At 67.0% G+C, this 24,690-nt stretch carries 34 protein-coding genes, 1 tRNA gene, 1 other RNA gene and 1 pseudogene; 7 read left to right on the top strand and 30 right to left on the bottom strand.

What is annotated here, in order from left to right; translation table 11 throughout:
• Positions 1–25: 25 nt before the first annotated feature.
• From ST3T6A_RS0115045 to ST3T6A_RS0114945, 21 genes are all read right to left on the bottom strand, one after another.
• Positions 26–619, bottom strand: coding sequence for a DUF4376 domain-containing protein (locus ST3T6A_RS0115045; RefSeq protein ID WP_019833774.1), 594 nt, complete (start codon positions 617–619; stop codon positions 26–28).
• Positions 616–1,149 carry a glycine-rich domain-containing protein gene (locus tag ST3T6A_RS22265; RefSeq protein ID WP_443024280.1) on the bottom strand — a complete coding sequence of 178 codons (534 nt, stop codon included), beginning with the start codon at positions 1,147–1,149 and terminating at the stop codon, positions 616–618. Before ST3T6A_RS22265 ends, ST3T6A_RS0115045 begins: the two co-directional genes overlap by 4 nt.
• Positions 1,150–1,232: 83 nt before the next feature.
• Entirely contained in the window at positions 1,233–1,589 is a 357-nt protein-coding gene (locus tag ST3T6A_RS0115035) for a hypothetical protein (protein ID WP_019833772.1), read from the bottom strand.
• A 6-nt stretch (positions 1,590–1,595) separates the two neighbouring features.
• Complete coding sequence (locus tag ST3T6A_RS0115030; protein WP_019833771.1) at positions 1,596–2,069, bottom strand: hypothetical protein; 474 nt, start codon at positions 2,067–2,069, stop codon at positions 1,596–1,598.
• Entirely contained in the window at positions 2,053–2,223 is a 171-nt protein-coding gene (locus ST3T6A_RS21600; protein WP_019833770.1) for a hypothetical protein, read from the bottom strand. Before ST3T6A_RS21600 ends, ST3T6A_RS0115030 begins: the two co-directional genes overlap by 17 nt.
• A 10-nt stretch (positions 2,224–2,233) precedes the next feature.
• Positions 2,234–4,504, bottom strand: a complete 2,271-nt coding sequence (locus ST3T6A_RS0115020; RefSeq protein ID WP_157602884.1) for a hypothetical protein — start codon at positions 4,502–4,504, stop codon at positions 2,234–2,236.
• Between the two features lie 2 nt (positions 4,505–4,506).
• Positions 4,507–5,697, bottom strand: a complete 1,191-nt coding sequence (locus ST3T6A_RS20925; protein ID WP_019833768.1) for a phage tail protein I — start codon at positions 5,695–5,697, stop codon at positions 4,507–4,509.
• Complete coding sequence (locus ST3T6A_RS20330) at positions 5,694–6,584, bottom strand: baseplate assembly protein (protein ID WP_019833767.1); 891 nt, start codon at positions 6,582–6,584, stop codon at positions 5,694–5,696. The genes ST3T6A_RS20925 and ST3T6A_RS20330 overlap by 4 nt, the downstream gene beginning before the upstream one ends.
• Before the next feature lie 81 nt (positions 6,585–6,665).
• Positions 6,666–7,148, bottom strand: coding sequence for a phage virion morphogenesis protein (locus ST3T6A_RS0115005; RefSeq protein WP_019833766.1), 483 nt, complete (start codon positions 7,146–7,148; stop codon positions 6,666–6,668).
• Between the two features lie 5 nt (positions 7,149–7,153).
• Complete coding sequence (locus tag ST3T6A_RS0115000) at positions 7,154–7,654, bottom strand: phage tail protein (protein ID WP_019833765.1); 501 nt, start codon at positions 7,652–7,654, stop codon at positions 7,154–7,156.
• A complete protein-coding gene (locus ST3T6A_RS20325; RefSeq protein WP_019833764.1) occupies positions 7,654–7,896 on the bottom strand; it encodes a hypothetical protein in 243 nt (80 codons plus the stop codon). Before ST3T6A_RS20325 ends, ST3T6A_RS0115000 begins: the two co-directional genes overlap by 1 nt.
• The gene (locus ST3T6A_RS20320) at positions 7,886–8,107 is read right to left on the bottom strand and encodes a hypothetical protein (RefSeq protein WP_157602882.1); all 222 of its coding nucleotides are present in this window, start codon (positions 8,105–8,107) and stop codon (positions 7,886–7,888) included. The genes ST3T6A_RS20325 and ST3T6A_RS20320 overlap by 11 nt, the downstream gene beginning before the upstream one ends.
• Positions 8,108–8,138: 31 nt before the next feature.
• Positions 8,139–8,696, bottom strand: coding sequence for a hypothetical protein (locus ST3T6A_RS0114985; protein ID WP_019833762.1), 558 nt, complete (start codon positions 8,694–8,696; stop codon positions 8,139–8,141).
• The gene (locus tag ST3T6A_RS0114980; RefSeq protein WP_019833761.1) at positions 8,693–9,247 is read right to left on the bottom strand and encodes a glycoside hydrolase family 108 protein; all 555 of its coding nucleotides are present in this window, start codon (positions 9,245–9,247) and stop codon (positions 8,693–8,695) included. The genes ST3T6A_RS0114985 and ST3T6A_RS0114980 overlap by 4 nt, the downstream gene beginning before the upstream one ends.
• Entirely contained in the window at positions 9,244–9,591 is a 348-nt protein-coding gene (locus ST3T6A_RS0114975) for a hypothetical protein (RefSeq protein WP_019833760.1), read from the bottom strand. The genes ST3T6A_RS0114980 and ST3T6A_RS0114975 overlap by 4 nt, the downstream gene beginning before the upstream one ends.
• Before the next feature lie 4 nt (positions 9,592–9,595).
• Positions 9,596–9,817, bottom strand: coding sequence for a tail protein X (locus ST3T6A_RS0114970; RefSeq protein WP_019833759.1), 222 nt, complete (start codon positions 9,815–9,817; stop codon positions 9,596–9,598).
• Positions 9,817–10,290 carry a head completion/stabilization protein gene (locus ST3T6A_RS0114965; protein ID WP_019833758.1) on the bottom strand — a complete coding sequence of 158 codons (474 nt, stop codon included), beginning with the start codon at positions 10,288–10,290 and terminating at the stop codon, positions 9,817–9,819. The genes ST3T6A_RS0114970 and ST3T6A_RS0114965 overlap by 1 nt, the downstream gene beginning before the upstream one ends.
• A 129-nt stretch (positions 10,291–10,419) precedes the next feature.
• A complete protein-coding gene (locus tag ST3T6A_RS21595) occupies positions 10,420–10,584 on the bottom strand; it encodes a hypothetical protein (RefSeq protein ID WP_019833757.1) in 165 nt (54 codons plus the stop codon).
• Positions 10,584–11,342, bottom strand: a complete 759-nt coding sequence (gpM, locus tag ST3T6A_RS0114955) for a phage terminase small subunit (protein ID WP_019833756.1) — start codon at positions 11,340–11,342, stop codon at positions 10,584–10,586. Before gpM ends, ST3T6A_RS21595 begins: the two co-directional genes overlap by 1 nt.
• On the bottom strand, positions 11,339–12,403 hold the full coding sequence (locus ST3T6A_RS0114950) for a phage major capsid protein, P2 family (RefSeq protein WP_019833755.1): 1,065 nt from the start codon (positions 12,401–12,403) through the stop codon (positions 11,339–11,341). The genes gpM and ST3T6A_RS0114950 overlap by 4 nt, the downstream gene beginning before the upstream one ends.
• Positions 12,404–12,449: 46 nt before the next feature.
• Positions 12,450–13,322: a GPO family capsid scaffolding protein gene (locus tag ST3T6A_RS0114945; RefSeq protein ID WP_019833754.1), complete on the bottom strand. Its 873-nt coding sequence runs from the start codon at positions 13,320–13,322 to the stop codon at positions 12,450–12,452.
• 166 nt (positions 13,323–13,488) lie between these two features.
• Between ST3T6A_RS0114945 and ST3T6A_RS0114940 the strand changes: the two are divergent.
• From ST3T6A_RS0114940 to ST3T6A_RS0114930, 3 genes and pseudogenes are all read left to right on the top strand, one after another.
• Positions 13,489–15,240 (top strand): annotated as a pseudogene (locus tag ST3T6A_RS0114940) (terminase large subunit domain-containing protein); the annotation flags it as partial.
• Between the two features lie 43 nt (positions 15,241–15,283).
• The gene (locus ST3T6A_RS0114935; RefSeq protein ID WP_037538471.1) at positions 15,284–16,333 is read left to right on the top strand and encodes a phage portal protein; all 1,050 of its coding nucleotides are present in this window, start codon (positions 15,284–15,286) and stop codon (positions 16,331–16,333) included.
• Positions 16,334–16,490: 157 nt separating this feature from the next.
• On the top strand, positions 16,491–17,294 hold the full coding sequence (locus tag ST3T6A_RS0114930; protein WP_019833751.1) for a DNA adenine methylase: 804 nt from the start codon (positions 16,491–16,493) through the stop codon (positions 17,292–17,294).
• Between the two features lie 35 nt (positions 17,295–17,329).
• Here ST3T6A_RS0114930 and ST3T6A_RS0114925 read toward each other — a convergent pair whose 3' ends face one another.
• The 3 genes from ST3T6A_RS0114925 to ST3T6A_RS0114915 form a co-directional block, all read right to left on the bottom strand.
• Entirely contained in the window at positions 17,330–17,662 is a 333-nt protein-coding gene (locus tag ST3T6A_RS0114925; RefSeq protein WP_019833750.1) for a hypothetical protein, read from the bottom strand.
• A gap of 715 nt (positions 17,663–18,377) precedes the next feature.
• Positions 18,378–18,803: a hypothetical protein gene (locus ST3T6A_RS0114920; RefSeq protein ID WP_019833749.1), complete on the bottom strand. Its 426-nt coding sequence runs from the start codon at positions 18,801–18,803 to the stop codon at positions 18,378–18,380.
• A gap of 4 nt (positions 18,804–18,807) precedes the next feature.
• Positions 18,808–19,014, bottom strand: coding sequence for a hypothetical protein (locus ST3T6A_RS0114915; RefSeq protein WP_019833748.1), 207 nt, complete (start codon positions 19,012–19,014; stop codon positions 18,808–18,810).
• Positions 19,015–19,260: 246 nt separating this feature from the next.
• On the opposite strand from ST3T6A_RS0114915, the gene ST3T6A_RS0114910 reads away from it, so the two are divergent.
• A tRNA-Val gene (locus tag ST3T6A_RS0114910) sits at positions 19,261–19,335 on the top strand.
• A 218-nt stretch (positions 19,336–19,553) separates the two neighbouring features.
• On the opposite strand, the gene ST3T6A_RS0114905 is transcribed toward ST3T6A_RS0114910, so the two are convergent.
• From ST3T6A_RS0114905 to ST3T6A_RS0114885, 6 genes are all read right to left on the bottom strand, one after another.
• A complete protein-coding gene (locus tag ST3T6A_RS0114905; RefSeq protein WP_019833746.1) occupies positions 19,554–20,111 on the bottom strand; it encodes a hypothetical protein in 558 nt (185 codons plus the stop codon).
• Positions 20,112–20,164: 53 nt separating this feature from the next.
• Positions 20,165–20,395, bottom strand: a complete 231-nt coding sequence (locus tag ST3T6A_RS0114900; RefSeq protein WP_019833745.1) for a DUF2842 domain-containing protein — start codon at positions 20,393–20,395, stop codon at positions 20,165–20,167.
• A complete protein-coding gene (locus ST3T6A_RS0114895) occupies positions 20,392–20,979 on the bottom strand; it encodes a 5-formyltetrahydrofolate cyclo-ligase (RefSeq protein WP_019833744.1) in 588 nt (195 codons plus the stop codon). The genes ST3T6A_RS0114900 and ST3T6A_RS0114895 overlap by 4 nt, the downstream gene beginning before the upstream one ends.
• A non-coding RNA gene (ssrS, locus tag ST3T6A_RS22260) (6S RNA) lies at positions 20,966–21,122 on the bottom strand. Before ssrS ends, ST3T6A_RS0114895 begins: the two co-directional genes overlap by 14 nt.
• A gap of 12 nt (positions 21,123–21,134) precedes the next feature.
• On the bottom strand, positions 21,135–21,452 hold the full coding sequence (locus ST3T6A_RS0114890; RefSeq protein ID WP_019833743.1) for a cell division protein ZapA: 318 nt from the start codon (positions 21,450–21,452) through the stop codon (positions 21,135–21,137).
• Between the two features lie 3 nt (positions 21,453–21,455).
• On the bottom strand, positions 21,456–21,686 hold the full coding sequence (locus tag ST3T6A_RS0114885) for a hypothetical protein (protein ID WP_019833742.1): 231 nt from the start codon (positions 21,684–21,686) through the stop codon (positions 21,456–21,458).
• 228 nt (positions 21,687–21,914) lie between these two features.
• On the opposite strand from ST3T6A_RS0114885, the gene gap reads away from it, so the two are divergent.
• From gap to ST3T6A_RS0114870, 3 genes are all read left to right on the top strand, one after another.
• Positions 21,915–22,922, top strand: a complete 1,008-nt coding sequence (gap, locus tag ST3T6A_RS0114880; protein WP_019833741.1) for a type I glyceraldehyde-3-phosphate dehydrogenase — start codon at positions 21,915–21,917, stop codon at positions 22,920–22,922.
• Between the two features lie 75 nt (positions 22,923–22,997).
• On the top strand, positions 22,998–24,194 hold the full coding sequence (locus tag ST3T6A_RS0114875; RefSeq protein WP_019833740.1) for a phosphoglycerate kinase: 1,197 nt from the start codon (positions 22,998–23,000) through the stop codon (positions 24,192–24,194).
• Positions 24,191–24,619, top strand: coding sequence for a VOC family protein (locus tag ST3T6A_RS0114870; RefSeq protein WP_019833739.1), 429 nt, complete (start codon positions 24,191–24,193; stop codon positions 24,617–24,619). The genes ST3T6A_RS0114875 and ST3T6A_RS0114870 overlap by 4 nt, the downstream gene beginning before the upstream one ends.
• Positions 24,620–24,690 lie beyond the last annotated feature (71 nt).

The following is a 24,690-nucleotide window of genomic DNA, read 5'->3' as shown; positions in this document are numbered from 1 at the left end:
TTCTCCTTGGCGGTGGGGGAAGGGGTCAGGCCGGCCAGCCGGCGGTGATGTCGATGGCGCGCAGCGAGGCGATGTCCGGGGCGGCGATGAGCTGGTCGCTCAAGGCCTTCTCGCGGTCGAAACAGCCCTGCATATGGTCGCCGATCGCGATGCCGTAGGCGATGATCGCGGTGGTGGTCAGCGTGGTCCACACGCCGTCCGCGATCTTCCAGTTGCGCGGTGCGTCGAGATCGATGCCTTTGTTGCGCGCATAGGCCTCAGCGGCGGTGCAGCGGCCGACCGTGGTGTCGTCCGCCGGCATCACCGTGTCGTCGAAGGTCAGCCACTGCTGGCGATCCCAGCGGAGCGCCGCCAGCTCGGCGAGGCGAGCAGCGCGCGCCGCTTCGAGCCGGGCCGTGATCTCCTCGGCCGGGAAGGGCGTCACCAGCCATGCGCCATCCGTCCAGGCCAGCAAGGTTGCGTCCTGATCGAAGGCCGGCGCATCGGGCGCTTCAACCCAGCCGCAAGCCGCCCGGCCGGCCTCGTTGTTGGCCAGATCGGACCACAGATTGCCAAGCTCATCGCTGTCGGAGAGAGGCAACGCCTGCGGCTCGGCACCTCGTTTGGAGAACAGGGTCATCCGAAACACTCCAGATAGAGGACCCCATCCCCGCCCTTGCCGCCGGTTGTAGTGGTGCCCCCTTGAACTCCGCCGTTTCCGCCGGCTCCCAATGTCCCAGCCGCCCCTTGTGATTCGGTGCCGTTTGTCGTGGTATTGCCCCCACCGAGGCGTCCGTTCCCATTCAGGCCGTTATATGATCCGGAGCCGAGTGGAACTTCAGCGCCATCATCACCGGCAGCACCGACACCAGGCTGACCGCCGGACACGCCGTTGACGCCATGTTTTCCACCTTGAGCCGTGAATCCGAGAAAGGTTGAATTGCCTCCATCAGAAGGCTGCACCGCAATTGAAATTCCCCCTGTGCCTCCGGGGCCAATCACCAGCACGGCCGAGGAACCCGACACCGGGATGAGGCGCCGCTGGAGGCCGCCCTGACCGCCTCCGGTTCCGCCATTGCCGTTACCGGGAGCAAGGCCACCACCACCACCACCGCCACGAAGCTGGAAGCGAACGAGCTTGGTCCCGATCGGGAAAGGAACCGTGAACATACCGGCGGTCGTGTATGTCGCCGTGCCGAGCGATCTGATCTTGCCGAGGCTACTCGACGACGAGGGGCTAGGAACGCCGGCGGTCACGGCGTCACCTTCTTCGGGGCAACCTTCTTCGTGCCGCTATAGCTGGCATCCACATAGCCTGCGCTGGACTGATCCCACAGTTCATAACCCGCCTTCAGCTTCAGATCGGTCTCGATGTTGAAGGGGCTGTCATTGAGCGGCACGGATTTGTTGCGCGCGCGGAAGCACGAATTGCTGCCGTCGCTTTTCCGCACGCGCATGTGGAACACGTCATCCGCCGATCCGCTGTTGCAGAGGCGAACGTGAACGCTCCACTCCTCGCCATCCGGGACTGGCCCGAACGCCTTCGTCAGCACCGTCGTGGTGGTGTGGTTGACGAGATCAAGAACGGACTCGATCGGGGTATCAGTCATCAGATATCATCCGAAAAACCAGCGATCGGCCTCGGCCTGCTGGCGGGTGTAGGGATTGGCCCAGACGTTCGGCTGCTCGGGATCGCCGCTCGATGTCAGCATCAAGCCGGCCGTGTCCGTTTCCGGAACGGACGCCACGAGCGTGTCTGTCAGCGCCTGGATCTTCGGGAGCAGCTCATCCTCGACCGCTTCCTTCAGATCTTCGAGCGCATTGCTGTCCTCCCATTGCTTCAGGAGCTGGGCGAGCGCTGCCGCGTCCGCCTGCCCCTGCAACAGAAGCGGCGACAGAATCTGGTTCAGCCGATCGAGGCCGAGCGACATCAACTGGTCGATCGCCGCCTGATAGTCCGGCTTGAGCGCCAGAACCGTGCGGACCTGCCCCATGAGGTAGGTCATCGCTCGGTTCATGCGTTCCGGGCTGGCGTCGTCGTCCGCCTGGAAGTCGATCTCGGACGGGAGCTGATCAGGCGTGCTCGACACTGTCGATCACCCCCGCCGCCTTCATCTCGTCGTACAGTCCCTGATCCACGACGATGGCGTCATGACTGGGGCGGTAGAGATATTCCTCGTGCTCGAACTTGCGCGCGAGCGTCACGCGATAATATCCCGATTTGCTCTTCTTCTCGGTAGCCAATGTCGCCTCCTTAGAGCGCGTAGAACTTGGTGTAGGCGACGTGCCACGGCCGCCCGATCGCGTCGGTGGTGCCGTCCGTCCGCAGGCGGAAGTCGGTGACGGCCGCGCCCAGGTTGAAGATGTAGGTCCGCACGATCGCGCCATCGTTCGGATCGATCTGGTCGGTGTAGGAGTTGGGCGCGGTCTGCGTCGCGTAGCCGGGGCCGGTGAGCAGCTTGACCGTCGCCGTGTTGTGGGCCGGGTCGAAATACTCATAGCGCTGGATCACGCGGATTTGCGCGGAGCCGGCGCCGGGCAGCGTGTGCGTGTCCCAGATATGGGTGAAGGCGAGCTTCGGCCGGGTCAGCTCGCAATCCGAGCCGGCGAGCTTCAGCCCCGGCTGGACGTCGTTGGTGCCGGAGAAGACCGCCTGCAACGGGACGAGCGGCGGCGACGCGCCGCCAGCCGACAGGATCGACTGGCTGTTGCGGTCGAGCGGATACCACTGCCCCGCGATCTGCACCTGATAGGTGAGTTCCGCGCCCGAGGGCGAGATCGTGTCGGCGAGGATGTCGATCGACGCGATGCCGCCCTGAAGCTGGAGCGCGTTCACGTTCTTCCATCCAAGGTCGACGACGGTGCGCGCCGACTTGAACTTCAGCATGTAGGGCGTGAAGACCAGATCCTTGGTGCCGTCCTCCTGCTGATACGCCCCGTCGAGCCGGGTGAAGAGCGTGCCGCCGGGGAAGTTCGTGCCCTGCGTAACAGCGAGATAGTGAGCGGCTGCGGTGATGACGATCACCGCATAGCGCTTGCCGCCCGAGAGCCAGACCGGCGCGATCGCCAGCTTGTTCGCGCCAGTGGCGAGCTGCGCCTTCGTGAAGGTGGTCATGCTGATCACGGCCGTCTGATCGGGCACACCGCTACGATCGCACTCGACGATGGCGATGCTCACATTGCCGTCGGTCGCGAGCTTGGTGAATTCCAGCCCGACGGCGCCGAGCCATCCGTCGGTCGGCTGCACCCACGTCTCGGAGATCTGCGCGCCGTTGACCTGATGCTGGGTGGTGACGGCCGTCCAGTACGGCTCCTCATAGGTGTCCACCCAATATTCCTGCACGCGGACCCAGCCGTGCGTCGGGCCGTCCCAGTCGACGTCGAGCGTCTGGAACTGCTCGCCGTCGTGGCTAAAGGTCTCGGGGACATACTGGCTGGTGATCGCGCCCCACCAACCGGCGTTGGTGCAGACGGTGAAAGGCGTCCCGTAGCGGATGCGCTCGCGCGTCATCATCTTCTGGACCATGTCGGTCGTTTGGTAGCTGAAGGACGAGGCCGACAGCTCGCCCGTCTTCGGGCCTGTGGTGAAGAGCGGCACGAGATCGTAGGCCGGCAGCAGCAGACCGTTGGTCAGCACGACGGCCGGGTTGAGCGGGTTCGCGAGCGTCAGCTCGCCGGTGTCCTTCGCGTCATCCGGAAAGCGGACACCCTCGTAGACCCGGCAGCTCGACGAGGCGTCGGTGAGCAGCGAGCTGGTCGTTTCAAGGAAATAATCGGCGGCCGAGCTGGCGGCGGTCGACGGGATGTTGAGCTTCGACTCGACGTCGGCGAGGCGGACCAGGGCGCGGCCGAGCGCATCCTGCGACACGGTGCCGGCGAGACGGGCGGCGAAGCCCGACACGGTGCCGTCGATCGCGGCGACCTTCGACGTGGTGGAGCTGGTCGCGTCCTTCAGGTTGGCGACATCGGCGGCGACCGACTTCACCGACTTCTGCCGATTCTCCTCGACCATCACGACGGTGTCGATGCCGGTCGGCGACATGACGACGCGCGCGACGGCGAGGTAGCCGGCCGGGAAGATCGGGTCGACCGGATCGGGCGCCTCGATGCCGGCGTCGACATTGACCGTGGCCGTGCGCGACCGGGTCATCGCGGCGGGCTTGCCGACCGCCGTCATCGTCTTTTCGTCGACGAGATAATCGCGCTCTTCGACGTCGATCTCCTCGGTGGTGCCGGCGACCAGCACGAGGACATTCTTGCGGCCGGTCATGGGCAGCGCGTTGGTCAGATCGAAATCGATCGACGTGCCATGGACGTAGACGAGGCCGTTCGAGAACAGGCGCCCGGCGCCGACCGTCACCCGAGTCGGGCTGGCGCGAACCGCATCGAAGCCGGCGAAGCCAACGCCGTCACCGATCGCATCGCGCACGACGTCATCCAGCGAGGCCTGAGTGAAGGCCTGCATATTGTTGAAATCGTCGGGCGTGACGTCCTGATCCTGCCGGAAGATGACCTGCTTTTCCACGATCAATAGACCTTTCGATATTCGCCGAAGCGGAACTGGCCGAACCGGAGACCGCCGCTGAAGCGGACGCGCCGATGGGTCTCGGTGTCGATGAGGATGGTGTCGCGCGCGGCCTTGGAGACGCGGATCGCCTCGATCGCGCGTTCCAGCGTCGTGTTGTCGGTGTTGCGGAGATAGCCCCGGCCGTAGCGGAGCTGGCGCAGCGGCGAGCGATGGCGCGGCACGGAGACGAGCAGCTCGGCCTGATAGGGGATGTAGCCCAGCCGCGCGTGGCCGAGGAAAACCCGGCCCGAGTGGTGCGCGGCCGTTCGCGTCCGGTCGCTCAGCGAGACGCGGTCATAGACCGACTGGGCGCCCTTGCTCGCGCAGAGATAGCGGCGGCCGAGCATGTTGCCGAGGAAAGCCTGGGCGCGGGAGGCGACCCTCGTCGCCTCGACACGGGTGGGCTCGATCGACACCGGCGTGAGGCCGGCCGCGACAGCGAAGCCGCCAAGATCGCCCGACACGCGGAGGTTGTAGACGTTGGCGGGCGCGGCCGAAGCCTGCGCGTAGAAGTGCCGCAGATAGCCATGGCCGAGGAAACGGCGCGTGCTGGGGCGCGGCACGGCGAGGCGGACGACATCGATACCCACCTGCTCGAAGGCGATCTCGGTTTCGACGCCGTTTTCCCAATAGGTCGCACGGCGTCCGCTGTGCTCGGGGCCGCGCGAGCTTCGGGGATAGCAGCGGACGAGCCAGCGCTTGCCCGTGGCGCCGGCGGCGAACACGCTGGTGGAGGCGGCCTCGCGCTGCTGGAAGGTGTAGAGGCGGAGTTGGGGCAGGGACTGGAGCCACGCCTCCCGCTGCTCGGCCGTCATGCCGCCGCGCAGGAACAGCTTGGACGGCGGCCGGACCACCTTGACCACCTCGGCATCGACAAGGGCGACGTGGGCCTTGATGCCGGCCAGAGTCGTCTTCTTGCGATGGAGGTCGTAGGCGTCGCGGATCACCTGCCGCTTGCGGGCCTCGGGCCAGTCATCGAACCACAGGTCGATCGAGTAGGCCGCCGCGAGATAGCCGAGCAGATCGGTCGGGCAGGTGTCGGGGTTCCACGTCGCGCTGATCAGGTCGGTGGGCAGCGGGAAGCGCGTGGCAACCGTCGCGTCGACGGCGCGCTCCAGCGCCGTGGCGTTGGGCGGCATCAGCACGGTCACGCGATGACCTCGACGTCGACGGAGAGCGTTTCCAGCCACGCGGCGCCGCGCGGCCCCGGATCGACATCGCCGATATCGATCGAGGCGCGCTCGATGCCGCCGACCGAAGCGGCCGCCGCGCGCAGCATGTCCGCATAGACGGCCCGGCCGATCATGTGGCGGCCGGCAGCATAGGCGCGGGCGGCCGTCATCGCCGCCGCCTGGACGACGATGGGGGCCGGGCCGGGCCTGATCCAGAGCGTGAGCGTTGCTGAATAAGGCAGGATCGTTGCGGCGCTGACGGTGACGATGTCGGTGAGCTGGGTAGCGTCTTCGCCGGCGAACGCCGCCGCGACCATGCCGACCGTTTCGGGCGGCACCGTCCCGTCACCATCGCGGCCGAGCAGCACGATGCTGATGCCGCCGCCTCCGGTATTGATGACGGATACGTCCTTCACGGACGGGGCGACCGTGCGGACACGCGCCTCGTAGCCGCCGGCGGTCATTCCGATCGCCATCAGCTCGGGCGACAGGAGGTAACGACGCAGCAGATCTTCGTCGCGCTCCATCACCGCGGGCGCGGCGTCGGTCGCCGGCGTGACCACGAGGCGGGTCAGACCGAGGCGCGCAACGATCTGGTCGAGGTTCGCGCCCTTGGCGAATGCCGGCATCACGCTGCGCGCCTGGTCGTTGGCATCGGCGCGGGTCAGCAGCTCGCGATAGGCGAACGCCTCCATGAGCTTGGAAATCGGGTCCGACTCCAGCAGCGCATCGAAATCGGGGAGGCGGGTGCGGAAGTCCGCGATCAGGTTCGCGAGGATCGCCTCGAACGACAGCGGCGCGACCACCGTGGGAGGCGGCAGGCTGGACAGGTCCACGGTGGGCGCGCTGGCGGGGATGTCGGACACCCGGCGGGTGTCGCGCGAGCCGTGCGCTTCATTCTATCGGCAGGCGTCGGGGAGCCCGACTCCCCGACGCATCCCTCTCCATCAGCCACCCAGCAGGGACGCCACGACATCGAGGGCGCGCTGGCGATCGTCGCCGGTCAGGCCGAGGATTCGACGGATGGGATAGGTCGCCTCGGCCGAGCTGCGCTTCGCGTCGACCTTGTCGCGCAGGCCCTCCTGGTGGACGCGCGCGATCTGGGCGGCGCGGCCGGCGAACCCCACCTCGACGGAGTCCGCGTCGCTGCGCGCCTTCAGAAAGCGCGACGTGCGGAGCTTGGCGAACATCGCCTTGCGGGAGACCGAGGCGCGCGCCCGTGCCGCCGCGCGGCCGCCGACGCCTTTTTTCCGGGGCTTGCGCGGTTCGAATGGCGATCCGTCCGGGTTGAGCTGGGCGGCGATGCGATCGGACTGGCTGCGGCGCAGCTCGGCCGCGATCATCCGGGTCGCACGCCTGCGTTGTCCGGGGGCGAGGCCGTCGATCATCGTCTGAAGAACCTTCTCCAGTTCGGCGAGATCGGCTTCCATCGTCGCTAGGGCACCAGCCGCTCAGGCGTGCCGGGCGGCGCCTCTCCGAAGATCTCGCGGAGCAGAAGCTCGGAGCCATCGGCCGCCCGGATGGGCTCGTTGAGGTCGCCCGGCTCGTCGAGGTGGGTGAGGGTGGTTCCGCCCTTGCCGTCGCTTTCCGCCATCACGCTCTCCGACATCTGGATCGTGATCGAGATGTTGCAACGCCCCTGCGTGAGCAGGTCGACGTCGAAGCGGACGGCCTGCTCGCGAAGCTGGTCGTTCTCGAACTGCTCCGGCTGGTTGACGATCATCCACTGGACCAACGGATAGAAAATCGCGTCGGGATGGCCGGAATAGTCGATGATGTAGAGTTCCGCCTCGTAGCGACACTCGAACGACGAGCCGTTCCCGGCGCGCGCGAGCAGCCGACCGTTCGACACATAGGCCTGAAATCGGTCCGGGGCGTCCGAGAAATCGGGCACCGCGCGCGCGAGCGCCTGGCTGAGAGATTGCAGCTTGAGCATCAGCGCGTCGGTCGCCCGGGCTTCGCTTCCCGATCCCGCACGCAGCCTGAGCAGGGGCAATCATCGATCATCCATGCTATCTTCGCGCTGGCCCAGATCGCATGATCATCGTGAAATTCGGCGTAATGGCGTGCGGATTGCGGCATGTTGGCGATGTTCGCCTTATCCTCATCCGAGAGCACGACCATGATCGGCTGGTTGATATCGGCGCCGAACCACTGGTCACCCACCTTAACGATCATGGCCTACCTCCATCGCGCCGGTCGCGGAGCACGCGCCGGGGCTGTTCCACTCGATCAGGCGGACGAGCTGCGCGGTGACGGCGCCGAGCGTCGTCATGATCCGCACGGCCGCCTCGCGGACGGACGCGGGCACGGTCGCCGCCTGATCCTCGGGGAAGCCGGCGGGTGCGGCCGGGCAGACCAGAAGATCGGAGGGCAGTGCGTCCTTCACCGCCACGGCGGCCGGGCTGCGCGGCGGGGCCTCAGCGGGCCGGTGCGCGCAACCCGCCAACGCGGTTGAGAGCAGCAAACCAGTCGCCGCCCACGCGATCATCCGAACCGATCGAGCCATTCGCCTTCTCCATAGCTTCTGCGGCGGCGCGGGTGTCGGCCGCCGTGGCGCGGGCGCGATCGGCATCGCGCGCCGCCTTCTCTTCCCGGTCCTTCGCCGCCTGGGCGAGGATCTGCGCGCTCTCGGCCGTCGTGTCGTGCTCGTACCGGGCGAGATCCGCGACACGGGCGCGGCAGGCCTCGCCGCGCTTGCCGTTGGGCGGATCGAGCTGGGCACCGGCCGAGGCGCAGACGGCATCGCCCCATGCGAGCAGGCCGTCGCGATCGGCGCGGATCGAGGCGGCCCATGCCCAGAGTCCGGCCGCGACGATCGCCAGCACGATGAAGGTGATGTAGCTGCGATGCTGATCGAGCCAGGCGATCGGGTTGATGCCGCGCACGACGAGGGCCGCGATGCCGCCGACGCCGGGAATGGCGCTGAGCGCGATCGGCAGCAGATGCGCGGTGATCCAGGCGAGAAGAGCCGTCATGCCGAAGCGCTCCTGTCCATGACGCGGTTGCGGATCTGGCCGAAGACGAAGGTGCGCTGTTTCGCATCGCCCTCGACGATCTCGGCGTAGCGGGTGCCCTGAAAGCTGTTGAGCAGCTCGACCAGCACGGCTTCGCCGTCCTGTGCCGTGCGCGCCGCCATATAGGCGTCGAGGGCCTTCAACGTGGCGCCGCCCGGCGAAATGGCGCCGTCGACAACCAGGCCGTCGCCATGGAGCACGTTCAGCGCGCGCTGGAGGAGCTTGGCGGCGGCCTTCGTGCCCATGTTCACGCCGGTGTCGAACATCTCGCCGGCGACGTGCGGCGCGCGGATCGACACAAGGTCGAGGTGCGGCGCGAACCAGTAGCGCTGGGTATAGATCCTGCGCGCAAGCTCGATGGGGAGGTCGCGCATGTCCCCCTTGTAGCCGTTGGCCCGCGCCTCCGCCTCGGTGATGCCGAAGCGGGTCGGGCCGCCGCGATCGGCGTGGTTGTCGACGAAATCGCCCTCGACCGCGATCAGGCCGGCGATGCGCTGGTCGAGCGTCTTCATGCGCCGTCTCCCCGGCCGGGCGCGACGCGGTCGAGGAACCGGCCGGGGATGGTGGACGCGGCCGCGACGAAGCCGGCGATGAAGGCCGGCGTCGCGCGGAAGGCGACCATGGCGAGGACGAAACCGATCGCCTGGGCGATGAAGCGGTCGAGGTGCAGCCACGAGCTGACGCCGCCGGTGACGTAATAGGACACGCAGATCCCAACGCCCCACTGCACCAGGCGCTGGCTCCAGCTCAGCCCCTTCTCCCATGCCTGGGCGACGGCCGCGCCGATGGCCGCCGGCGCGATGGCGCTGAGGCCGGCGCCGATCACTTCGAAAATATCGTCGAGGGGCTTGCTCATCGGGTCAGTCCCACAGGTTGATTTCAGGAAGGGTGTCGGTGGTCGGCGCCGAGGCGGGGACGGTCACCGGATGGTTTTCGGGAAGGCCGCCGGCGAGCGCGCGGGCGGCGAGGCCGGGGTTGGTGTCGAGCACGCCCTCGACCAGGCCGACGTTCGAGCCGATGGCCCGCCACGTCAGCTCGTCGAGCCCTTCGCCGGAGAGAGCGGTGATGACCGTGTCGGCCATCAGATGACCCGGACCTTGGATCGGCGCTTGCCCTTGATGTCGCGGATCGCGTGGAGCGCGTTGCGAAGGTGCGCGTCGACCGGCAACGCATTCTCCGCTGCCCGGTGCAGCCCTTCGTTCGTGGCCGAGATCTCCGCGCTCATCTCGCTGAGATCAGCGGCGGCATAGCTCATCACGGCGCGGCGCCACGCCTGCACCCGGCTGGAGACACCGTCGATCTCCGGCGCCGCGATGTCCGAAAGGCGGGCGACGCCGGCGGCCTGCTGACAGGCCTGCCAGTCGGCGAGGTCGGTCAGCGCGGATGCCATGCCGTTGACGATCGCGACGCGGAGTCGCGCGGCGGGGATGGTCTCGGGCAGTTTCATCAGCGCGCGCACGTCGGCCGGCGCGATCTCGGGCCACCAGTCGCCGGCGGAGACGGGCGCGCCATCGGCGGCGCTGGCGGCGGCGGGGATCGAGACGACGAGGGCCATGGGATGCGTGTCCGATGCGGCTCGCCCCGAGCAGTCGGGGGTGAGGATAGCGACCGGGTCGGGTGGGCCGAGGCCTCCTCACCGTTCACGTCCGCCCCCGAGCGCTCGGGGGGCGAGCTTGTGGCCGCGCTAGTCGCGGCGAGGCTTGTTGCGGGCGAGCCGGCGAAACCGGGACGCGATGAACGGGTACGCATCCCAGCACATCGCCGAGATCACGAAGACGATCGCGGCCACGCCCACGAGATGATCGCCGCCCCGGACCGCGCCGGATGCCACGACGGCGTGGATCGCCATCACGCGCCCTGCCCCTCGCTTTTCGCGGCATCGGCGAGGCGCTTGGCCTCGCGCTTCAGCGCGTCGATTTCCTTCTTCACGCCGACCTTCGGGTTGAGCTGGAGCGCGCGCTCCAGGCGGGCGATCGCCGCCTCGATCGCGGCGCGCTTGCCGCCCGCCGGGCCATCCGCCGCATCGTCGGCGGAGGTGGCCTGCCGCGCGAGGGCGCGGCCGATCGCGGCGTTCATCTTCGCGCGGACCTGATCCGGCATGTCGTAGCCGGCGACCAGATGGTCGACCGCCTGCAACACGCCGACATCGAAGTCCCCGCCCTGACCGAGCGCCTTGTTCGCCTCGTCCGCGACTTCCTCACAGATCAGCGTGGCGGGTGTGCGATCGAAGCGCTCGGGCAGGGGGAGCTGGAAGCGGAGCATCGCGGCGGCGAGGGGCATGGCGCCCATAAAATCGCCGACGTCGATGCGCCAGATCATGACATGGGGGAGGATGACGTCGGTGACGGCCTGGCCGGACGCGACCATCCCCTTCAATGCGCCGTCCACCCAGTCGGCATATTCAGGCAGGATTTCGCGCTTGATCGCGATCTTGCCTTCGAGCGACTGGGTGTCGTGCAGCCGGCGCAGATCGTTACCGAGACGCGCCTTCATCAGCGCATACTCGGTCGCCGCCGATCCGGTGTGAGTGGCCGGTGCCGGCCCGATCGCGCCGCCCGCCGCCTTGGCGGCGAGCACGCGCGCGCGATGGCGCTGACCGGGCGTCATTCGCCGGCTCCAGCGTCATCGGCCTCGACGAACTCGATGTTCTCGGCGAGCGCCGCGAGTTCGAAATCCTCGACGATATAGTCGTCGTTCGAGCTTTCGAAATTCTCGATGCGCTTGCGGCGGGCATTGTCCTCCACCTTGCGCCGGCGCGACTGCTCCTGGACGTAGATCGACAGATTGTCGAGCGTGGTCACGAGCATCGCGTTGTCGGGGAAGAAGGGCACGCGCACCGCCGGGTGGCCGCCGATCCGCTTCTGGCTGACGACGATGTCGGAAGCCAGCGTCTCCGTCGGCTTGTTGGTCTGGTTGACCACCGGGAAATACTTGTCGTGCAGCAGCTTGCGGCCGCAGATGACGACGAGATCGGTGCGTTCGCGGTGCCACGGTGCGAGATACTCGGTCAGGTCCATCGCGACGGCGTCGAGGTTCTTGTATTCCTCGTTCGGGCCGACCTTGATCGGATCGGGCGTCGTGACACCGGCGACGGCGTCCGATGCCCCCGCTACGGTGGTCGAACCCATCACCTGCTCCGGCGCTTCGAGCCGCATCGACTGGAGCCAGCCGATATTGAGATCCTGCAGGAGCGGGTTGGCGACCTTGTCGGATTCCGGCGCGACGTGCGTGCCGTTCCAGCCGATCATGATGCGGTCCAGCGCCTGCTGGTTGATGATGACGTCGCGGATGCGGGTCTCGAAGTCGGGGAACTTCGCCCACATGTCGAGCTTCGCCCACTTGATGTGGGTGTTGTAGTCGGTCTCCTCGCACTTGTAGCGGCGCGAGGTCTCGCCGGTCGCGTCGGCGGTCTGGCGGTCCTTGGTGTCGGTGTTGGTGCGGCTGGCGATCGGGCCGGTGCTGACGACGCCGACCGTATCGCCGATCAGTTCCGTCACCGGATAGATGTTGATCTTGCCCAGGAAGTCGCTCGACTCCTGCATCTTGGTCTCGATGACCTGAGCAATCGACGGATCGACGGAGAAGGACTCGGTCGCCTTGGACACGCCGTTCAGTTCGGCGATGCCGCTGAGATAGATGTTGAAGAGTTCGCGGGTTACGTTGCGCATGGGCAGATCCTTGTGGCGTGTTCGTTCTGGCGGGGCGGGCGGACGATCAGCAGTCGGTGCGAACTCGATCGCCCTTGCCGCCGGTCGCCGCCGGGCGGGCCGTGAAGTTGCCGGGCGTCCCCTCCAGCTCGGCCTTGAGCGCATTGTGGTCGGCGCGCAGGGCGCCAAGGCCAGACTTCAGATCCTTGCCCATCGCCTCGATGCCGGCCGCCATCTTCGTGATCGCGTTGCCGAGCGCGGCGAAGCGCGGATCATTGTCGTTCGCGGGCGGGTTCGGAGCCGGGGCGGGCGGCGCGGGCTGTGGCGCGGGATCGTCCTTCTTGCCGCTCAGGCTGGCGAGGAACGCTCGGCACTCGGCGAAGAAGCCCTGCGCCTCGGTCTGGGGCGCCGTTTCGCCCTCGGCGAGCGCGAAGCTCGTCTCCATGCCGAGGGAGAAGACGTTGCCGGCCTCCTTCGGACGCGGCATGTGCGGGTGCAGGCCGGGATGCTTGACGGCGAAGCTCAGCACCTCGGTGCCGAGCGAGGCGGGGATATCGGTGACCGCGAGGCCGACGAGATAGGCCTTGCCGGTGTTGGCGAAGTTGGGCGCCACCTCGATCGAGGTGTAGATCTTCTGCTTGTCCTCGACGAGGGCGACCAGCTCGTCGGTCGCCTCGATCTCGGCGTTGAGAGCGAGCTTCTTCACCTTCTTGCCGCCCAGATCCAGTTCGACCTCCTCGGTCGAGACCGACAGCACGTCGCCATAGGCCTTGAACGGCTCGGTGCCGGTGACGCCGACGATGTGCTCCTTGTTTACGCGGGCGCCGTAGGTCACGCGATTGTAGGTCGCGGCGATGTCCGTAAGCCACTTCCGATCGATCTTGCGACCGTCGACGGTGTCGCCCTCGACGGCGACGCGGAAGGATTTCGTCTTGGGCATGGGGCGGCTCGCCTATCCTCTGATCCGGGCGCGCGACGCAGGGCCGCGCTGACCGGGGCAACAGGAAGAGAAGCGCGCGCGACCGCAACGCAGGTGCGTCGGAGAGCCCGGCTCCCCGACGCCCGGCCGCCGCGCGACGGGATCGGGCGCGGCAAGGTCCGCGCCGATGATCGGCACCATCCCCTTCGACGCCAGGCGCAAGGCCCGCCACCTCTATTGGGCGGGCTACGACTGCGCGCAGGTCGCCGAGGTGCTGGAGCTCAACGAGAACACGGTTCGGAGCTGGAAGCAGCGCGACGCCTGGGATCTGACCTCGCCCATGTCACGCGTCGATCAGTCGGTCGAAGCGCGGATGCAGCTTCTGATCTGGAAGGAGCACCACACCGGCCACGATCTGAAGGTGATGGACGCGCTCAGCCGCATCCTCGAACGGACGGCGCGGGTCCGCAAATATGGGGAGCCGGGCGGCAACGAGACCGACCTCAACCCCAACGTCTCGAAGCGCAATGCCGGCCCGAAGAAGCTGCCGAAGCGCAATTTCCTGACGCCCGAGCACATCGAGGCGCTGAAGGAGGACTTCTTCTCCAGCATTTTCGGCTATCAGCGGGAATGGTGGGAGGCCGGGCTCAGCCAGAAGACCCGCTTCATCCTGAAGAGCCGCCAGATCGGCGCGACGTGGTATTTCGCCCGCGAGGCGTTCATCGACGCGCTGGAGACCGGCCGGAACCAGATCTTCCTGTCCGCCTCGCGTAATCAGGCAAACCTGTTCCGCGGCTACATCGTCAAATGGGTGTTCCAGATCACGGGCGTCCAGCTCACCGGCGAGAGCCTGACGATCGACCGGGGCGAGGACGAGGACGGCGCGCAGCTCGAACAGCCGACGCTCTACTTCCTCGGGACCAACTATCACACGGCGCAGGGCTACAGCGGCAACTTCTATTTCGACGAATGCTTCTGGGTTCATGGCTTCGAGCAGATCGAGGCGGTCGCGTCGGGCGTCGCCTCGCAGAAGCGGTATCGCGAGACCTACTTCTCGACCCCCAGCTCGATCACGCACGAGGCCTATGCCAAGTGGACGGGCAAGAGCTGGGCGGATGGGCGGCCCAAGAATGAGCGCGTCTCGATCGACGTCACGCACAAGGCGCTCAGGCATGGGGCGCTCGGCGCCGATCTCGTCTGGCGCCAGATCGTCACGATCGAGGATGCGGAGGCATCGGGCTGCGACCTGTTCGATCTGAACCATCTGCGCGCGACCAAGGCGCCCGACGTCTTCGACAATCTCTACATGTGCAATTTCGTCGATGACGCCGTGTCGATGTTTCCTTTCCTCATGCTCAGGCGGTCGATGGTCGACAGCTTCGATGCCTGGAAGGACTTCAATCCCTATTTCCAGCGCCCGTTCGGCGATGGCGAGGTGTGGATCGGCTACGACCCGCAGGAGAGCGCGAACGGCGACGATGCGGCGTGCGTCGTCGTCGCGCCGCCGGCCGGGCCGAAGGGCAAGTTCCGCATCCTCGAAAAGCATCGCTGGCGCGGCAAGGACTTCGCCGTCCAGGCGGAGGAGATCCGCAAGCTCACCGAGCGCTACAACGTCACGCACATCGCGATCGACACCACCGGCGCCGGCGCGGCGGTCTGGCAGTGCGTCGTCAAGTTCTTCCCGCTGGCGAAGCGGATCGATTACAGCCTGCAGGTCAAGACGGCCATGGTCTACAAGGCCAAGCACGTCTTCAGCTCGGGCCGGATCGAGTTCGACGCCGGCTGGGCGGACGTCGCGGCGAGCTTCATGGCGATCCGCCCGAAGCTCACCAAGGGCGGCGCCCAGATCACCTATGTCGCCCAGCGCAGCGACGCGATCGGCCACGCCGATCTCGCCTGGGCGATCATGCACGCCCTCTTCAACGAACCGATGGACGCGGACGACGGTCGCCCGCGCAAGAGCAGACTGAGGATCAATCGGAATGGCGGAGACCAGCCAGCAGCAGCTTCCGGCCGTCGCCGACGCCGTGCCCGCGACGAAGCGGAAGGGCGCTGGCGCTCGCATGTTCACGTTCGGCGACCCGGAGCCCGTCCTCGACCGGCGCGGCCTGTTCGGCATGCTGGAATGCACCCGCACCACCCGCTGGTACGAGCCGCCGCTCCCCATGCACGGGCTCGCGCGGGCCTATCGTATCGCGCCGCATCATAGCTCCGCGATCCTCGTCAAGCGGAACCTGCTGCTCAAGACGTTCGTGCCGTCGAGGCTGCTGTCGTCGTCGGCCTTCAGCCGCTGGGCGCTCGATTATCTGGTGCTGGGCAACGGCTATCTCGAACGGCGCGACAATGTCCTCGGCCGATCGATGGCCATGTTGCCGTCGCTGGGCGTCCATACCCGCGTCGGGATCGAGCCCGATACCTTCTGGTTTCTGGGCGAGCCCCGCAAGCCGCACCAATTTGCCGCTGGCACGGTCTTCCATCTTGCAGAGCCGGACCTCGCGCAGGAGATCTATGGCGTGCCGGAATATCTGTCGGCGATCCAGAGTTCGCTGCTCAACGAGGCGGCGACGCTGTTCCGTCGGCGCTATTACCAGAACGGGAGCCATGCCGGCTTCATCCTCTATTCGACCGACGTCGGCCTCGCCGACGAGGATGCGGACGAGCTGGAGGAGATGCTGGCCGAGACGAAGGGCGTCGGCAATTTCCGGAACGTCTTCCTGCATGTGCCGGGCGGCCATAAGGACGGCCTGCAGCTCATCCCGATCGCCGAGGTGGCGGCGAAGGACGAGTTCCTCGGCATCAAGAACACGACGCGCGACGACATGCTCGCCGCGCACCGCGTGCCGCCCCAGCTCCTCGGCGTGGTGCCGGCGAACGCCGGCGGCTTCGGCGACGTCGAGAAAGCGGCTGATGTCTTCTTCAGCAACGAGATCGAGCCGCTCCAGGCGCGCTTCCTCGAACTGAACGAATGGCTGGGCGAGGAGGCCGTCGCCTTCAAGCCCTACGATCTGCTGTCGGCCCCGAAGGCGGCCTGATCCTTTCGCCCGCGCCGGCGCGGCCGGTGCGGGGGGAACCGCGCGCCAACGCGGTTCGCCGGCGAGATCTGCTCCTCGCCACCCGGCGGCCGACCGCCGCCAAGCCCCGTGCCTGGTCGCCCAGGCCGGGGCACCCAGAAGAGCAGGAAATCCTACAATGCAATCCCTCAGCGACGTTCGCCCCGTGATGCCGGCCGCCGGCTATATCGGCGGCAAGCGCAACCTCTCCCGGCGTCTCGTCACCTTGATCGACCGCGTCGATTGCGACGCCTATGCCGAGCCGTTCGTCGGCATGGGCGGCATCTTCCTCCGGCGCACCCGCCACCCGGCGGCCGAGTTCATCAACGATGCGTCGGGCGATGTCGCCACCTTCTTCCGCGTGCTTCAGGAGCATTACGCCTATTTCCTCGACATGCTCCGCTGGCGGATCGCCAGCCGCGCCGAGTTCGAGCGACTCCGCGCGCTGCCGCCCGAGCGGCTGACCGACCTTCAGCGCGCGGCGCGGTTCCTCTATTTGCAGCGCCTGTCGTTCGGTGGGCGTGTCGAGGGCCGGACGTTCGGCGTCTCGGCGTCGCAGGGTGCGCGGTTCAACATCACCAAGCTGGAGCCGATGCTGGCGGATCTGCATGAGCGGCTCGCCGGCGTCGTCATCGAGCGGCTCGACTATGCCGACTTCATCCGGCGCTACGACCGGGCGGGGACGCTGTTCTATCTCGATCCGCCCTATTGGGGTTGCGAGCGGGATTACGGCCAGGACGTGTTCGGGCCGGGCGACTTCGGCGAGCTTGCCGAGCTGCTGGGCCGCATCAAGGGCCGGTTCGTGCTGTCGATCAACGACCGGCCGGAGGTTCGCGAGATCTTCGGTCGGTTCCGCATGGCCGAGGTCGACACGACCTATCAGATCGGCGCGGCGCCGAGGCCCGCGCGCGAGCTGATCCTGTCCAATTTCGACCCGGCATGAGGATGGGGAGGCGGCGCGATCGTCGCCTCCCTCTTTCAGCCTCGGCCGTGCCAGCTTCCGGCCGATCGGGCGGAGCGGCCGTCGTTCGCCGCGATGGACGTCAGCTCGATCCCGGCGGAGCGGCCCGATAGATCCGCGATCTCCCGGAGTCCGATGGGCGCGATCTCCGGCGGCGATGCTGGCGTCGGCCGCGCGCGGCGCGTCTGTATCCAGGCGCTGATATCCAGATAGGTCACCGTCGACCAAGGCTGTCGACTTCCCAGCCGCCGCGCGATCGCATCGTCGTAGACATCCTGACGCGTCGCCCGCCATGGACCCACCGGCCGATCGAATACCATCAGCCGATAGCGCTCGCCGCTTCCACCCATATGCACTCCCTGCACGCGACGTGCCTGTAAACGGCCGGAGAGCCCCGCTGAGCGCATAGGCTCGCCGAGGGCACTCAGAGGCGGGGCGGCACGCCATGGCCCCGCACGGCCGCCCGGCGCGCGACTGGGGAGGCCTTTGGACCCTGCCACCCCCGTCGCGATGCCGGAAAATTAACCACCTCGACCCGACGCGCCGCGCAAGGCCCCCCGCCTCGCCTCCCCGCTTTTGGAGCGGGAAGTGATGCAGATCAGCCTGCTTCGTTGACCCTCGGAAGGGTCAAATTTGCCGGCGCTGGGCGGTTTAGAGAGGGAAAATGAGCCGGCCCCGCGAAATGGGGGCCAATGCAATTCGATGCACGCTCGTGGCGCTCTTCGCGGGCCGTCTGATTGATGCCGTCGAACGATGACGACGGATGATCGGCCAAGCTGGAGAGGAGGGGGGTGTCGGGAAAACCATAATCTCCGCAACAGGCTCGCTTAAAATGCCTGAAAGGCGCGGAAAACCGCCATTCTTGAGATTATGGCCGCGACATAACTTTCGCCAACCTGAAGGGGAGCGAAAACATAATCCCATTGATTTTAGGGCGTTTTTTCTTCGCGTCATATCGTCTTCAAGACCCATAATCAGGTTATATGGAAATTACTGATAATGTTATGGTGTAAGCCGTTGAGATCGTTGGCTTGTTATGGATGTTATGGTTTTCCCGACCCATCCCTAGCTACTAATGGGGCTCTCCCCTTCTAGGGACGGCGTGGGACTATCGTCTGCCACTGGCACGCGGTCAGCGCGCAGAAGCATGCGCTCAGCTTTCGGCAGGCGTGCTTGCCGGAGGGACAAGAAGAAGCCGGGGGAGAAGTCCCTGTGTCCGACCGATCGGGCGATACCGCCCATGCAGGAGCGCAGATATGTGCTCCGTCGATATGCGGCACCCTCGCGGGAAAAGGCCTCGGCGAAGGGCTCGCGCATATTCCGGTAGAAGTCATCATAGATGCCGCGATCGCCGTCGCTGATCGAGTAGAGCCAGGCCAGGACGAACCGCACAGCATGGCTGGGCTCCATTGGCGCCTCACCGGCCTGATTGTGCACCTCGTCCAGGGCGACCAGCGCCTTGAAGATCAGGTGATCGCGCTCGAAATGCATCGGATCACAGCAGCGCGAGCTGCTCGGCCGAGCGCGAAAAGACAGGGCGCACGCGCTGCGCCGCTTCGACGGCCTGACGATAGTGGACGGTCTGGAGGCGCTCGGCCTCCTCGAAGCTCACCGGCGTCCATTCGTCGCCTGGATAAACGGCATCGTAGATCAGGCTCACGGCTTCGCGCAGCTGCAAGTCATGTCGCAGGGCCTGCGCCATGGGGTGCTCCATTCATGTCCGACTCGCCGCCTCGGCGGCAGAGTTCGAATTAGAACAAAAATGGAACAAATGGCAAGGCGGCGGAAAATCGGCGGGGAGGTTATTGGCGACGGCCCGGCAGGAAGCCGTTCGGGAATAGTTCGGGACTCGTGGTTCCCTCTGTTCCCCTTCCGGTCCCTTTCCTTCCACGAGTTCGGGGCTTGCAGCCGCAAAAAATCCCGGTAAGAGGCGGCTTCCGGCGCATGTGGGCGGTTAGCTCAGCGGTAGAGCGGCTCGTTTACACCGAGCGGGTCGGGAGTTCGATCCTCTCACCGCCCACCATATGTCCGTGTCGAGGATGATGAGATGCCGCGCCGGCCTTGGGTCCGGTGGTCTTCTGATCGAAGGGGCCTTCGGCGTGCTTCTCCGCCACCATGGTATGAGCATTCACCTGCCGGGAGGCTGACGCGGGGCTCGGAACAAGACGCTGATCAACGACTGGTTTCGAGGCTGGAGCCGCATGGTCTGGCCGCCGGCCTGGGCGAAGCACAGCGTCTCGGCTATGGCCTGAACATTCCATAGCGTGAGGACCATGCCGCGACTTCCTCGCTCAGCTCTGCGGGGGGTGTTTCGCCCGAGATCACATAATGCGCGACATCGCTTTCGGGGTGGACCAACACCTTTCTCGCGCCGTCGTTCAGCCAGACGGGCACGAGTTGATCGCATAGCGCGTCGAGAATGCGCTCGGCCATGTCGCTCTCGAATGCCGTTCTTCCGGCGAGCGAGCGGATCATGATCGAGATGCCTTCGAGGCAGTTGCGCGGCTCCCGGTTGAAATCCAGCGACACCATCAGGCCGCTGAGGTCTGGCCGCGCTCCATTAGGCAGCGTCTTGATCCTGCGCCAGCCGCAGAACCATGTCCGACAGACATCCGGGCGTGCCGCATGGATGGCGCAGCCATGAGCCGAGAGATGGGGGCAAGCCGTACCGGCCGGCTTCCGGAAGTCGGGCGTCTCGATTTTCAGGGCTTCGCAGCAGGCGGTGCAATCGCCGCACTCACGGCCGCTCACCAGCGGGCCGAGCAGCGTGGCTTCCAGGTCCATGATTTCCGGCATCATTGGCGTCTCTGACAAACGACCTTCCATATCCGGCGGATCGCGGCCTCCAACCCCTATCGCCGCCAACGCCCCGTCTCGCTCCACGCGAGGATGCGGCGCAGCGGCAATATCCAGATCCACGCCAGCCCGGCGATCACATAGAAGACGCCCTGCGCCAGCGCAGGCCAGCGGCTCACCGGATCGGAGAAATGCACCACCAGCCCCGCCCACAGCGCGATCAGCGCGAGGATCAGGAAAGCGCCCGCCGTGCGGCGCCAACTCGGCTGATACGGGTCCGGCGTCATGGCGCGATCCACTCCTTCTCGGTGACGATCGCGTGGAGCGGCATGTCCCACGGATCGGGCGCGATGGGCGTTGTCTCCTGCAGGCTCCATGCGATGCCGATACGCATAGCGGCCGGGTGTGCCTCGAACCAGCGGTCATAGAAGCCGCCGCCCTGTCCGATCCGGTTGCCGGCGCGATCGAAGCCGACCAGCGGCACCAGCAGCATGTCGGGCACCAGCGCCTCGCCTATCGCATCGGGCTGGGGAATGCCGGCCAGCCCCGGCGTCAGCGTCGCGTCGGGATGCCAGGGGGTGAAGCGCATGGAGGGGCTCCCTTGCGCGACATGGGGCAGCGCCACCGTGCGGCCGAGATGGAAGGCGCCGAGAAGGAAGGGCAGGATATCGACCTCGCCGCGATGCGCGACATAGCCCGCGATGCTGCCGGGCCGGGCGAGAAGCGGCGCGAGGCGATCATGGACGGCGGCCAGCGCTTCCGCTCGCGCCGTCGCGTCCAGTCCCGCGACGAACGCCTGCCGCGCGGCGCGCAGGTGCCGGCGGAGGTCCGCCTTGTCGCTCGATGGGGGGAGGGGTGGTGGGACCGCCATGGCCGTTTGCCGGAATATCCTCTGACGCCGTCAACGTCAGGTGGGAGCCATGTGACACGGACCAGGGTCCGGCCAGGGACGACCCCCATGGATGTGGAATCGCCTCAGGGATGTTCGCAAAAGCTCGTACCGGGCAGTGCCCACCGCCAACCTACTTAGGAGGCCGGGCGCGGCTTCTCAAGCCTCGAAGCGAGGCTTTCGAGCCGTTCCGCGCAGCGCTCCATCGCAGTCATGCGCTGGACCTCCTCGGTGCGGGCATTGGCGGCGGCGCTGCGCGCCTCGTCCAGCTCGTCGGCGAGGAGGAGGGCGGTGAGCAGCAGCTCGCGCGGCTCGTTGCCCCGACCGATCGAGCGGATGACGTCCGACGCGCGACTGTCGACGAGACGGGCGAGCATCTTCAGCCGCTCCTCCTCGCCGTCGCGGCACATCACCTCATATTGCCGGCCGCCGACCTCGAGCTTCACCTGCGCCATCGCTCAGCCCTCCTTCGGCGCGCCCGAGGCGCTGTCGATCAGCCGGTCGAGCCGGGCCAGCGCATCGCTCGTGCCGTCGCGCAGCCGCTGGTGGCGTGCTTCCAGCTCGGCGAGGCGCGTGTCGACGGCGCTGGAGGCGGTGGCGGGGCCAGCCTGCTCCAGCCGCTCGATGGCGGCTTCGATGCGGCCGAGGGCCTTGTTGAAACGCTCATTGTCCATGGTGACAAAACGCATAGCAGGTGGGCGCGACGCGACAAGCCGCCGTCCGGGGTATCCGGCGCGGTTGACGATCGGTCGGGCGCGGGACAAAGAACCCGCGACCGGGCCGGAATCGCTGGCCCGCCATCATCGGAGGGCTGCAGAACCGATCGCCCATCACCCGGCCTTCCCCGGCCGAGGGCTCGCGTGACCGCGCTCTCTTCCTATTTAGGCCCCCGAACGCTCGCTTTGAGGAGAAACAGAATGGCGGTGAAAGTTGCGATCAATGGCTTCGGCCGCATTGGCCGGCTGGTCGCGCGCGCGATCCTGGAGCGGCCCGATTGCGGGCTCGATCTGGTGTCGATCAACGATCTGGGCGACGCGAAGGCCAACGCCCGTCTGTTCAAGCGTGATTCGGTCCACGGCACCTGGAAGGGCACGGTCGAGGCCGACGGCAACTATATGGTCGTCGACGGCAAGCGCATCCTCGTGACCGCCGAGCGCGATCCGGCGAACCTGCCGCACGCCGCGAACGGCGTCGACATCGCGCTGGAGTGCACCGGTTTCTTCACCGACCGCGATTCGGCCGGCAAGCATCTGACGGCGGGCGCCAAGCGCGTGCTGATCTCGGCGCCGGGCAAGAACGTCGACCTGACGGTCGTCTTCGGCGTGAACCACGACAAGATCACCGCCGAGCACACCATCGTGTCCAACGCATCGTGCACCACCAATTGCCTCGCGCCGGTGGCCAAGGTGCTGAACGACGCGATCGGCATCGAGCGTGGCCTGATGACCACGATCCACGCCTACACCAACGACCAGAAGATCCTCGACCAGATCCACTCCGACCCGCGCCGCGCGCGCGCCGCCGGCATGTCGATCATCCCGACCACGACGGGCGCCGCCCGCGCGGTGGGCGAGGTTCTCCCCGAGCTGAAGGGCCGGCTCGACGGTTCGGCCGTGCGCGTGCCGACCCCGAACGTCAGCCTCGTCGACCTCACCTTCACGCCGAAGCGCGACACCAGCAAGGAGGAGGTGAACTCCATCCTGAAGGCGGCCGCCGAGGGCGCTCTCAAGGGCGTGCTCGATTACACCGACGAGCCGCTGGTCTCGATCGATCTCAACGGCGCGCCGGTCTCCTCGACCGTCGACAGCCTTGAGACGGCGGTGCTGGAAGGCAAGCTGGTCCGCGTCGTGTCGTGGTACGACAATGAGTGGGGCTTCTCGAACCGCATGGTCGACACGGCCGGCGCGATCGCGAAGACGCTCTGATCGGGGCGGGGCGGCCTTCCGGCATCGCCGTGAGGGCCGCCCACCGATCCGGTATTTCGAATTTCAGGAGGCGGTATGACGGCGTTTCGGACTCTCGACGACATTGGTGACGTTTCGGGCAAGCGGGTGCTGGTGCGCGAGGATCTGAACGTGCCGATGGACGGCGATCGCGTCACCGACGACACGCGCCTGCGCGCGGCGGCGCCGACGGTCGCCGAACTGGCGGACAAGGGCGCCAAGGTGCTCGTCCTCGCCCATTTCGGCCGCCCCAAGGGCGAGCGGAACCCCGAGATGAGCCTCGCCAAGGTGGTGAAGGCCTTCTCCGAGGTGCTCGGCCGCGAGGTGCGCTTCATCGACGATTGCCAGGGCGCGGACGCGGCCAACGCGGTTGCCGCGATGGCGCCGGGCAGCATCGCGCTGCTCGAGAACACCCGCTTCCACAAGGGCGAAGAGAAGAACGACCCGGCGCTCGTCGAGGCGATGGCCGCGCTCGGCGACATCTACGTCAACGACGCCTTCTCGGCCGCGCACCGCGCCCATGCCTCGACCGAGGGGCTGGCGCACAAGCTTCCGGCCTATGCCGGCCGCTCGATGCAGGCCGAGCTGGAGGCGCTGGAGAAGGCGCTCGGCAACCCACAGCATCCGGTCGCGGCCGTGGTCGGCGGCGCCAAGGTGTCGACCAAGCTCGACGTGCTGAAGCACCTCGTGACCAAGGTCGATCATCTCATCATCGGCGGCGGCATGGCCAACACCTTCCTCGCCGCGCGCGGGATCGACGTGGGCAAGTCGCTCTGCGAGCATGACCTCACCGGCACCGCCAACGAGATCATGGACGCGGCCGACAAGGCCAACTGCACCGTCCACCTGCCCTATGATGTGGTGGTGGCCAAGGAGTTCAAGGCCAACCCGCCGACGCGCACCGTCAACGTGCATGAGGTCGAGGCGGACGAGATGATCCTCGATGTCGGCCCGGCCGCCGTGGAGGCGCTGGCGGACGCGCTCAAGACCTGCCGTACGCTGGTGTGGAACGGCCCGCTCGGCGCCTTCGAGACGCCGCCCTTCGACACCGCGACGGTGAGCCTCGCGCGCACGGCAGCGGCGCTGACGCAGGACGGCAGCCTCGTCTCGGTGGCGGGCGGCGGCGATACCGTGGCCGCGCTCAACCAGGCGGGCGCGGGCGACAGCTTCACCTTCGTCTCCACCGCCGGCGGCGCCTTCCTCGAATGGATGGAAGGCAAGGAACTGCCCGGCGTCGCGGCGCTCGTGAAATGATCAACATCCGGGCCATCGACCATGTGGTTCTCCGCGTGGTCGATGCTGCCCGGATGGTGCGTTTCTATACCGACGTGCTCGGCGCGCGGCTGGAGAAGCATCAGGAGGCGATCGGCCTCCTCCAGCTTCGCGTGGGCGATGCGCTGATCGATCTCGTGCCCGTCGACGGCGAACTGGGCCGCATGGGCGGCGCCCCGCCCGGTCGCGAGGGGCGCAACGTCGATCATATCTGCTTCCGTGTGCTGCCGTGGGACGGCCCGGCGATTCTCGACGAGCTGGCCCGGCACGGCATCGCGGGCGAGATCGTCTCCCGCTACGGCGCGGAAGGGGACGGCCCGTCCATCTATCTGAACGATCCCGAAGGCAATGCTCTGGAGCTGAAAGGTCCGCCTTGGTCGCCGGTGCCGGGCGCCCCGTCTCGCTGACGGCGTTGTCAGCCTTGCCGTGATCCGGCTAGCTTCTATCGCAGCGCACAAATGCATGGAGGAAGGCCTCA

The organism is Sphingomonas sp. PR090111-T3T-6A (genome assembly GCF_000383095.1).
Classification (GTDB): domain Bacteria; phylum Pseudomonadota; class Alphaproteobacteria; order Sphingomonadales; family Sphingomonadaceae; genus Solisphingomonas.
The sequence above is the reverse complement of the archived record's forward strand: the minus strand, read 5'-3'. Positions and strand labels throughout refer to the sequence as shown.

What these genes read in the sequence shown, in the direction of transcription:
- ST3T6A_RS0115045 (WP_019833774.1), bottom strand. Translation starts at nt 619, where the DNA reads ATGACCCTGTTCTCCAAACGAGGTGCCGAGCCGCAGGCGTTGCCTCTC.
- ST3T6A_RS22265 (WP_443024280.1), bottom strand. Translation starts at nt 1,149, where the DNA reads ATGTTCACGGTTCCTTTCCCGATCGGGACCAAGCTCGTTCGCTTCCAG.
- ST3T6A_RS0115035 (WP_019833772.1), bottom strand. Translation starts at nt 1,589, where the DNA reads ATGACTGATACCCCGATCGAGTCCGTTCTTGATCTCGTCAACCACACC.
- ST3T6A_RS0115005 (WP_019833766.1), bottom strand. Translation starts at nt 7,148, where the DNA reads ATGGAAGCCGATCTCGCCGAACTGGAGAAGGTTCTTCAGACGATGATC.
- ST3T6A_RS0115000 (WP_019833765.1), bottom strand. Translation starts at nt 7,654, where the DNA reads ATGCTCAAGCTGCAATCTCTCAGCCAGGCGCTCGCGCGCGCGGTGCCC.
- ST3T6A_RS20325 (WP_019833764.1), bottom strand. Translation starts at nt 7,896, where the DNA reads ATGATCGTTAAGGTGGGTGACCAGTGGTTCGGCGCCGATATCAACCAG.
- ST3T6A_RS0114985 (WP_019833762.1), bottom strand. Translation starts at nt 8,696, where the DNA reads ATGACGGCTCTTCTCGCCTGGATCACCGCGCATCTGCTGCCGATCGCG.
- ST3T6A_RS0114980 (WP_019833761.1), bottom strand. Translation starts at nt 9,247, where the DNA reads ATGAAGACGCTCGACCAGCGCATCGCCGGCCTGATCGCGGTCGAGGGC.
- ST3T6A_RS0114975 (WP_019833760.1), bottom strand. Translation starts at nt 9,591, where the DNA reads ATGAGCAAGCCCCTCGACGATATTTTCGAAGTGATCGGCGCCGGCCTC.
- ST3T6A_RS0114970 (WP_019833759.1), bottom strand. Translation starts at nt 9,817, where the DNA reads ATGGCCGACACGGTCATCACCGCTCTCTCCGGCGAAGGGCTCGACGAG.
- ST3T6A_RS0114965 (WP_019833758.1), bottom strand. Translation starts at nt 10,290, where the DNA reads ATGGCCCTCGTCGTCTCGATCCCCGCCGCCGCCAGCGCCGCCGATGGC.
- ST3T6A_RS21595 (WP_019833757.1), bottom strand. Translation starts at nt 10,584, where the DNA reads ATGGCGATCCACGCCGTCGTGGCATCCGGCGCGGTCCGGGGCGGCGAT.
- gpM (WP_019833756.1), bottom strand. Translation starts at nt 11,342, where the DNA reads ATGACGCCCGGTCAGCGCCATCGCGCGCGCGTGCTCGCCGCCAAGGCG.
- ST3T6A_RS0114950 (WP_019833755.1), bottom strand. Translation starts at nt 12,403, where the DNA reads ATGCGCAACGTAACCCGCGAACTCTTCAACATCTATCTCAGCGGCATC.
- ST3T6A_RS0114945 (WP_019833754.1), bottom strand. Translation starts at nt 13,322, where the DNA reads ATGCCCAAGACGAAATCCTTCCGCGTCGCCGTCGAGGGCGACACCGTC.
- ST3T6A_RS0114935 (WP_037538471.1), top strand. Translation starts at nt 15,284, where the DNA reads ATGGCGGAGACCAGCCAGCAGCAGCTTCCGGCCGTCGCCGACGCCGTG.
- ST3T6A_RS0114930 (WP_019833751.1), top strand. Translation starts at nt 16,491, where the DNA reads ATGCAATCCCTCAGCGACGTTCGCCCCGTGATGCCGGCCGCCGGCTAT.
- ST3T6A_RS0114925 (WP_019833750.1), bottom strand. Translation starts at nt 17,662, where the DNA reads ATGGGTGGAAGCGGCGAGCGCTATCGGCTGATGGTATTCGATCGGCCG.
- ST3T6A_RS0114920 (WP_019833749.1), bottom strand. Translation starts at nt 18,803, where the DNA reads ATGCATTTCGAGCGCGATCACCTGATCTTCAAGGCGCTGGTCGCCCTG.
- ST3T6A_RS0114915 (WP_019833748.1), bottom strand. Translation starts at nt 19,014, where the DNA reads ATGGCGCAGGCCCTGCGACATGACTTGCAGCTGCGCGAAGCCGTGAGC.
- ST3T6A_RS0114905 (WP_019833746.1), bottom strand. Translation starts at nt 20,111, where the DNA reads ATGATGCCGGAAATCATGGACCTGGAAGCCACGCTGCTCGGCCCGCTG.
- ST3T6A_RS0114900 (WP_019833745.1), bottom strand. Translation starts at nt 20,395, where the DNA reads ATGACGCCGGACCCGTATCAGCCGAGTTGGCGCCGCACGGCGGGCGCT.
- ST3T6A_RS0114895 (WP_019833744.1), bottom strand. Translation starts at nt 20,979, where the DNA reads ATGGCGGTCCCACCACCCCTCCCCCCATCGAGCGACAAGGCGGACCTC.
- ST3T6A_RS0114890 (WP_019833743.1), bottom strand. Translation starts at nt 21,452, where the DNA reads ATGGCGCAGGTGAAGCTCGAGGTCGGCGGCCGGCAATATGAGGTGATG.
- ST3T6A_RS0114885 (WP_019833742.1), bottom strand. Translation starts at nt 21,686, where the DNA reads ATGCGTTTTGTCACCATGGACAATGAGCGTTTCAACAAGGCCCTCGGC.
- gap (WP_019833741.1), top strand. Translation starts at nt 21,915, where the DNA reads ATGGCGGTGAAAGTTGCGATCAATGGCTTCGGCCGCATTGGCCGGCTG.
- ST3T6A_RS0114875 (WP_019833740.1), top strand. Translation starts at nt 22,998, where the DNA reads ATGACGGCGTTTCGGACTCTCGACGACATTGGTGACGTTTCGGGCAAG.
- ST3T6A_RS0114870 (WP_019833739.1), top strand. Translation starts at nt 24,191, where the DNA reads ATGATCAACATCCGGGCCATCGACCATGTGGTTCTCCGCGTGGTCGAT.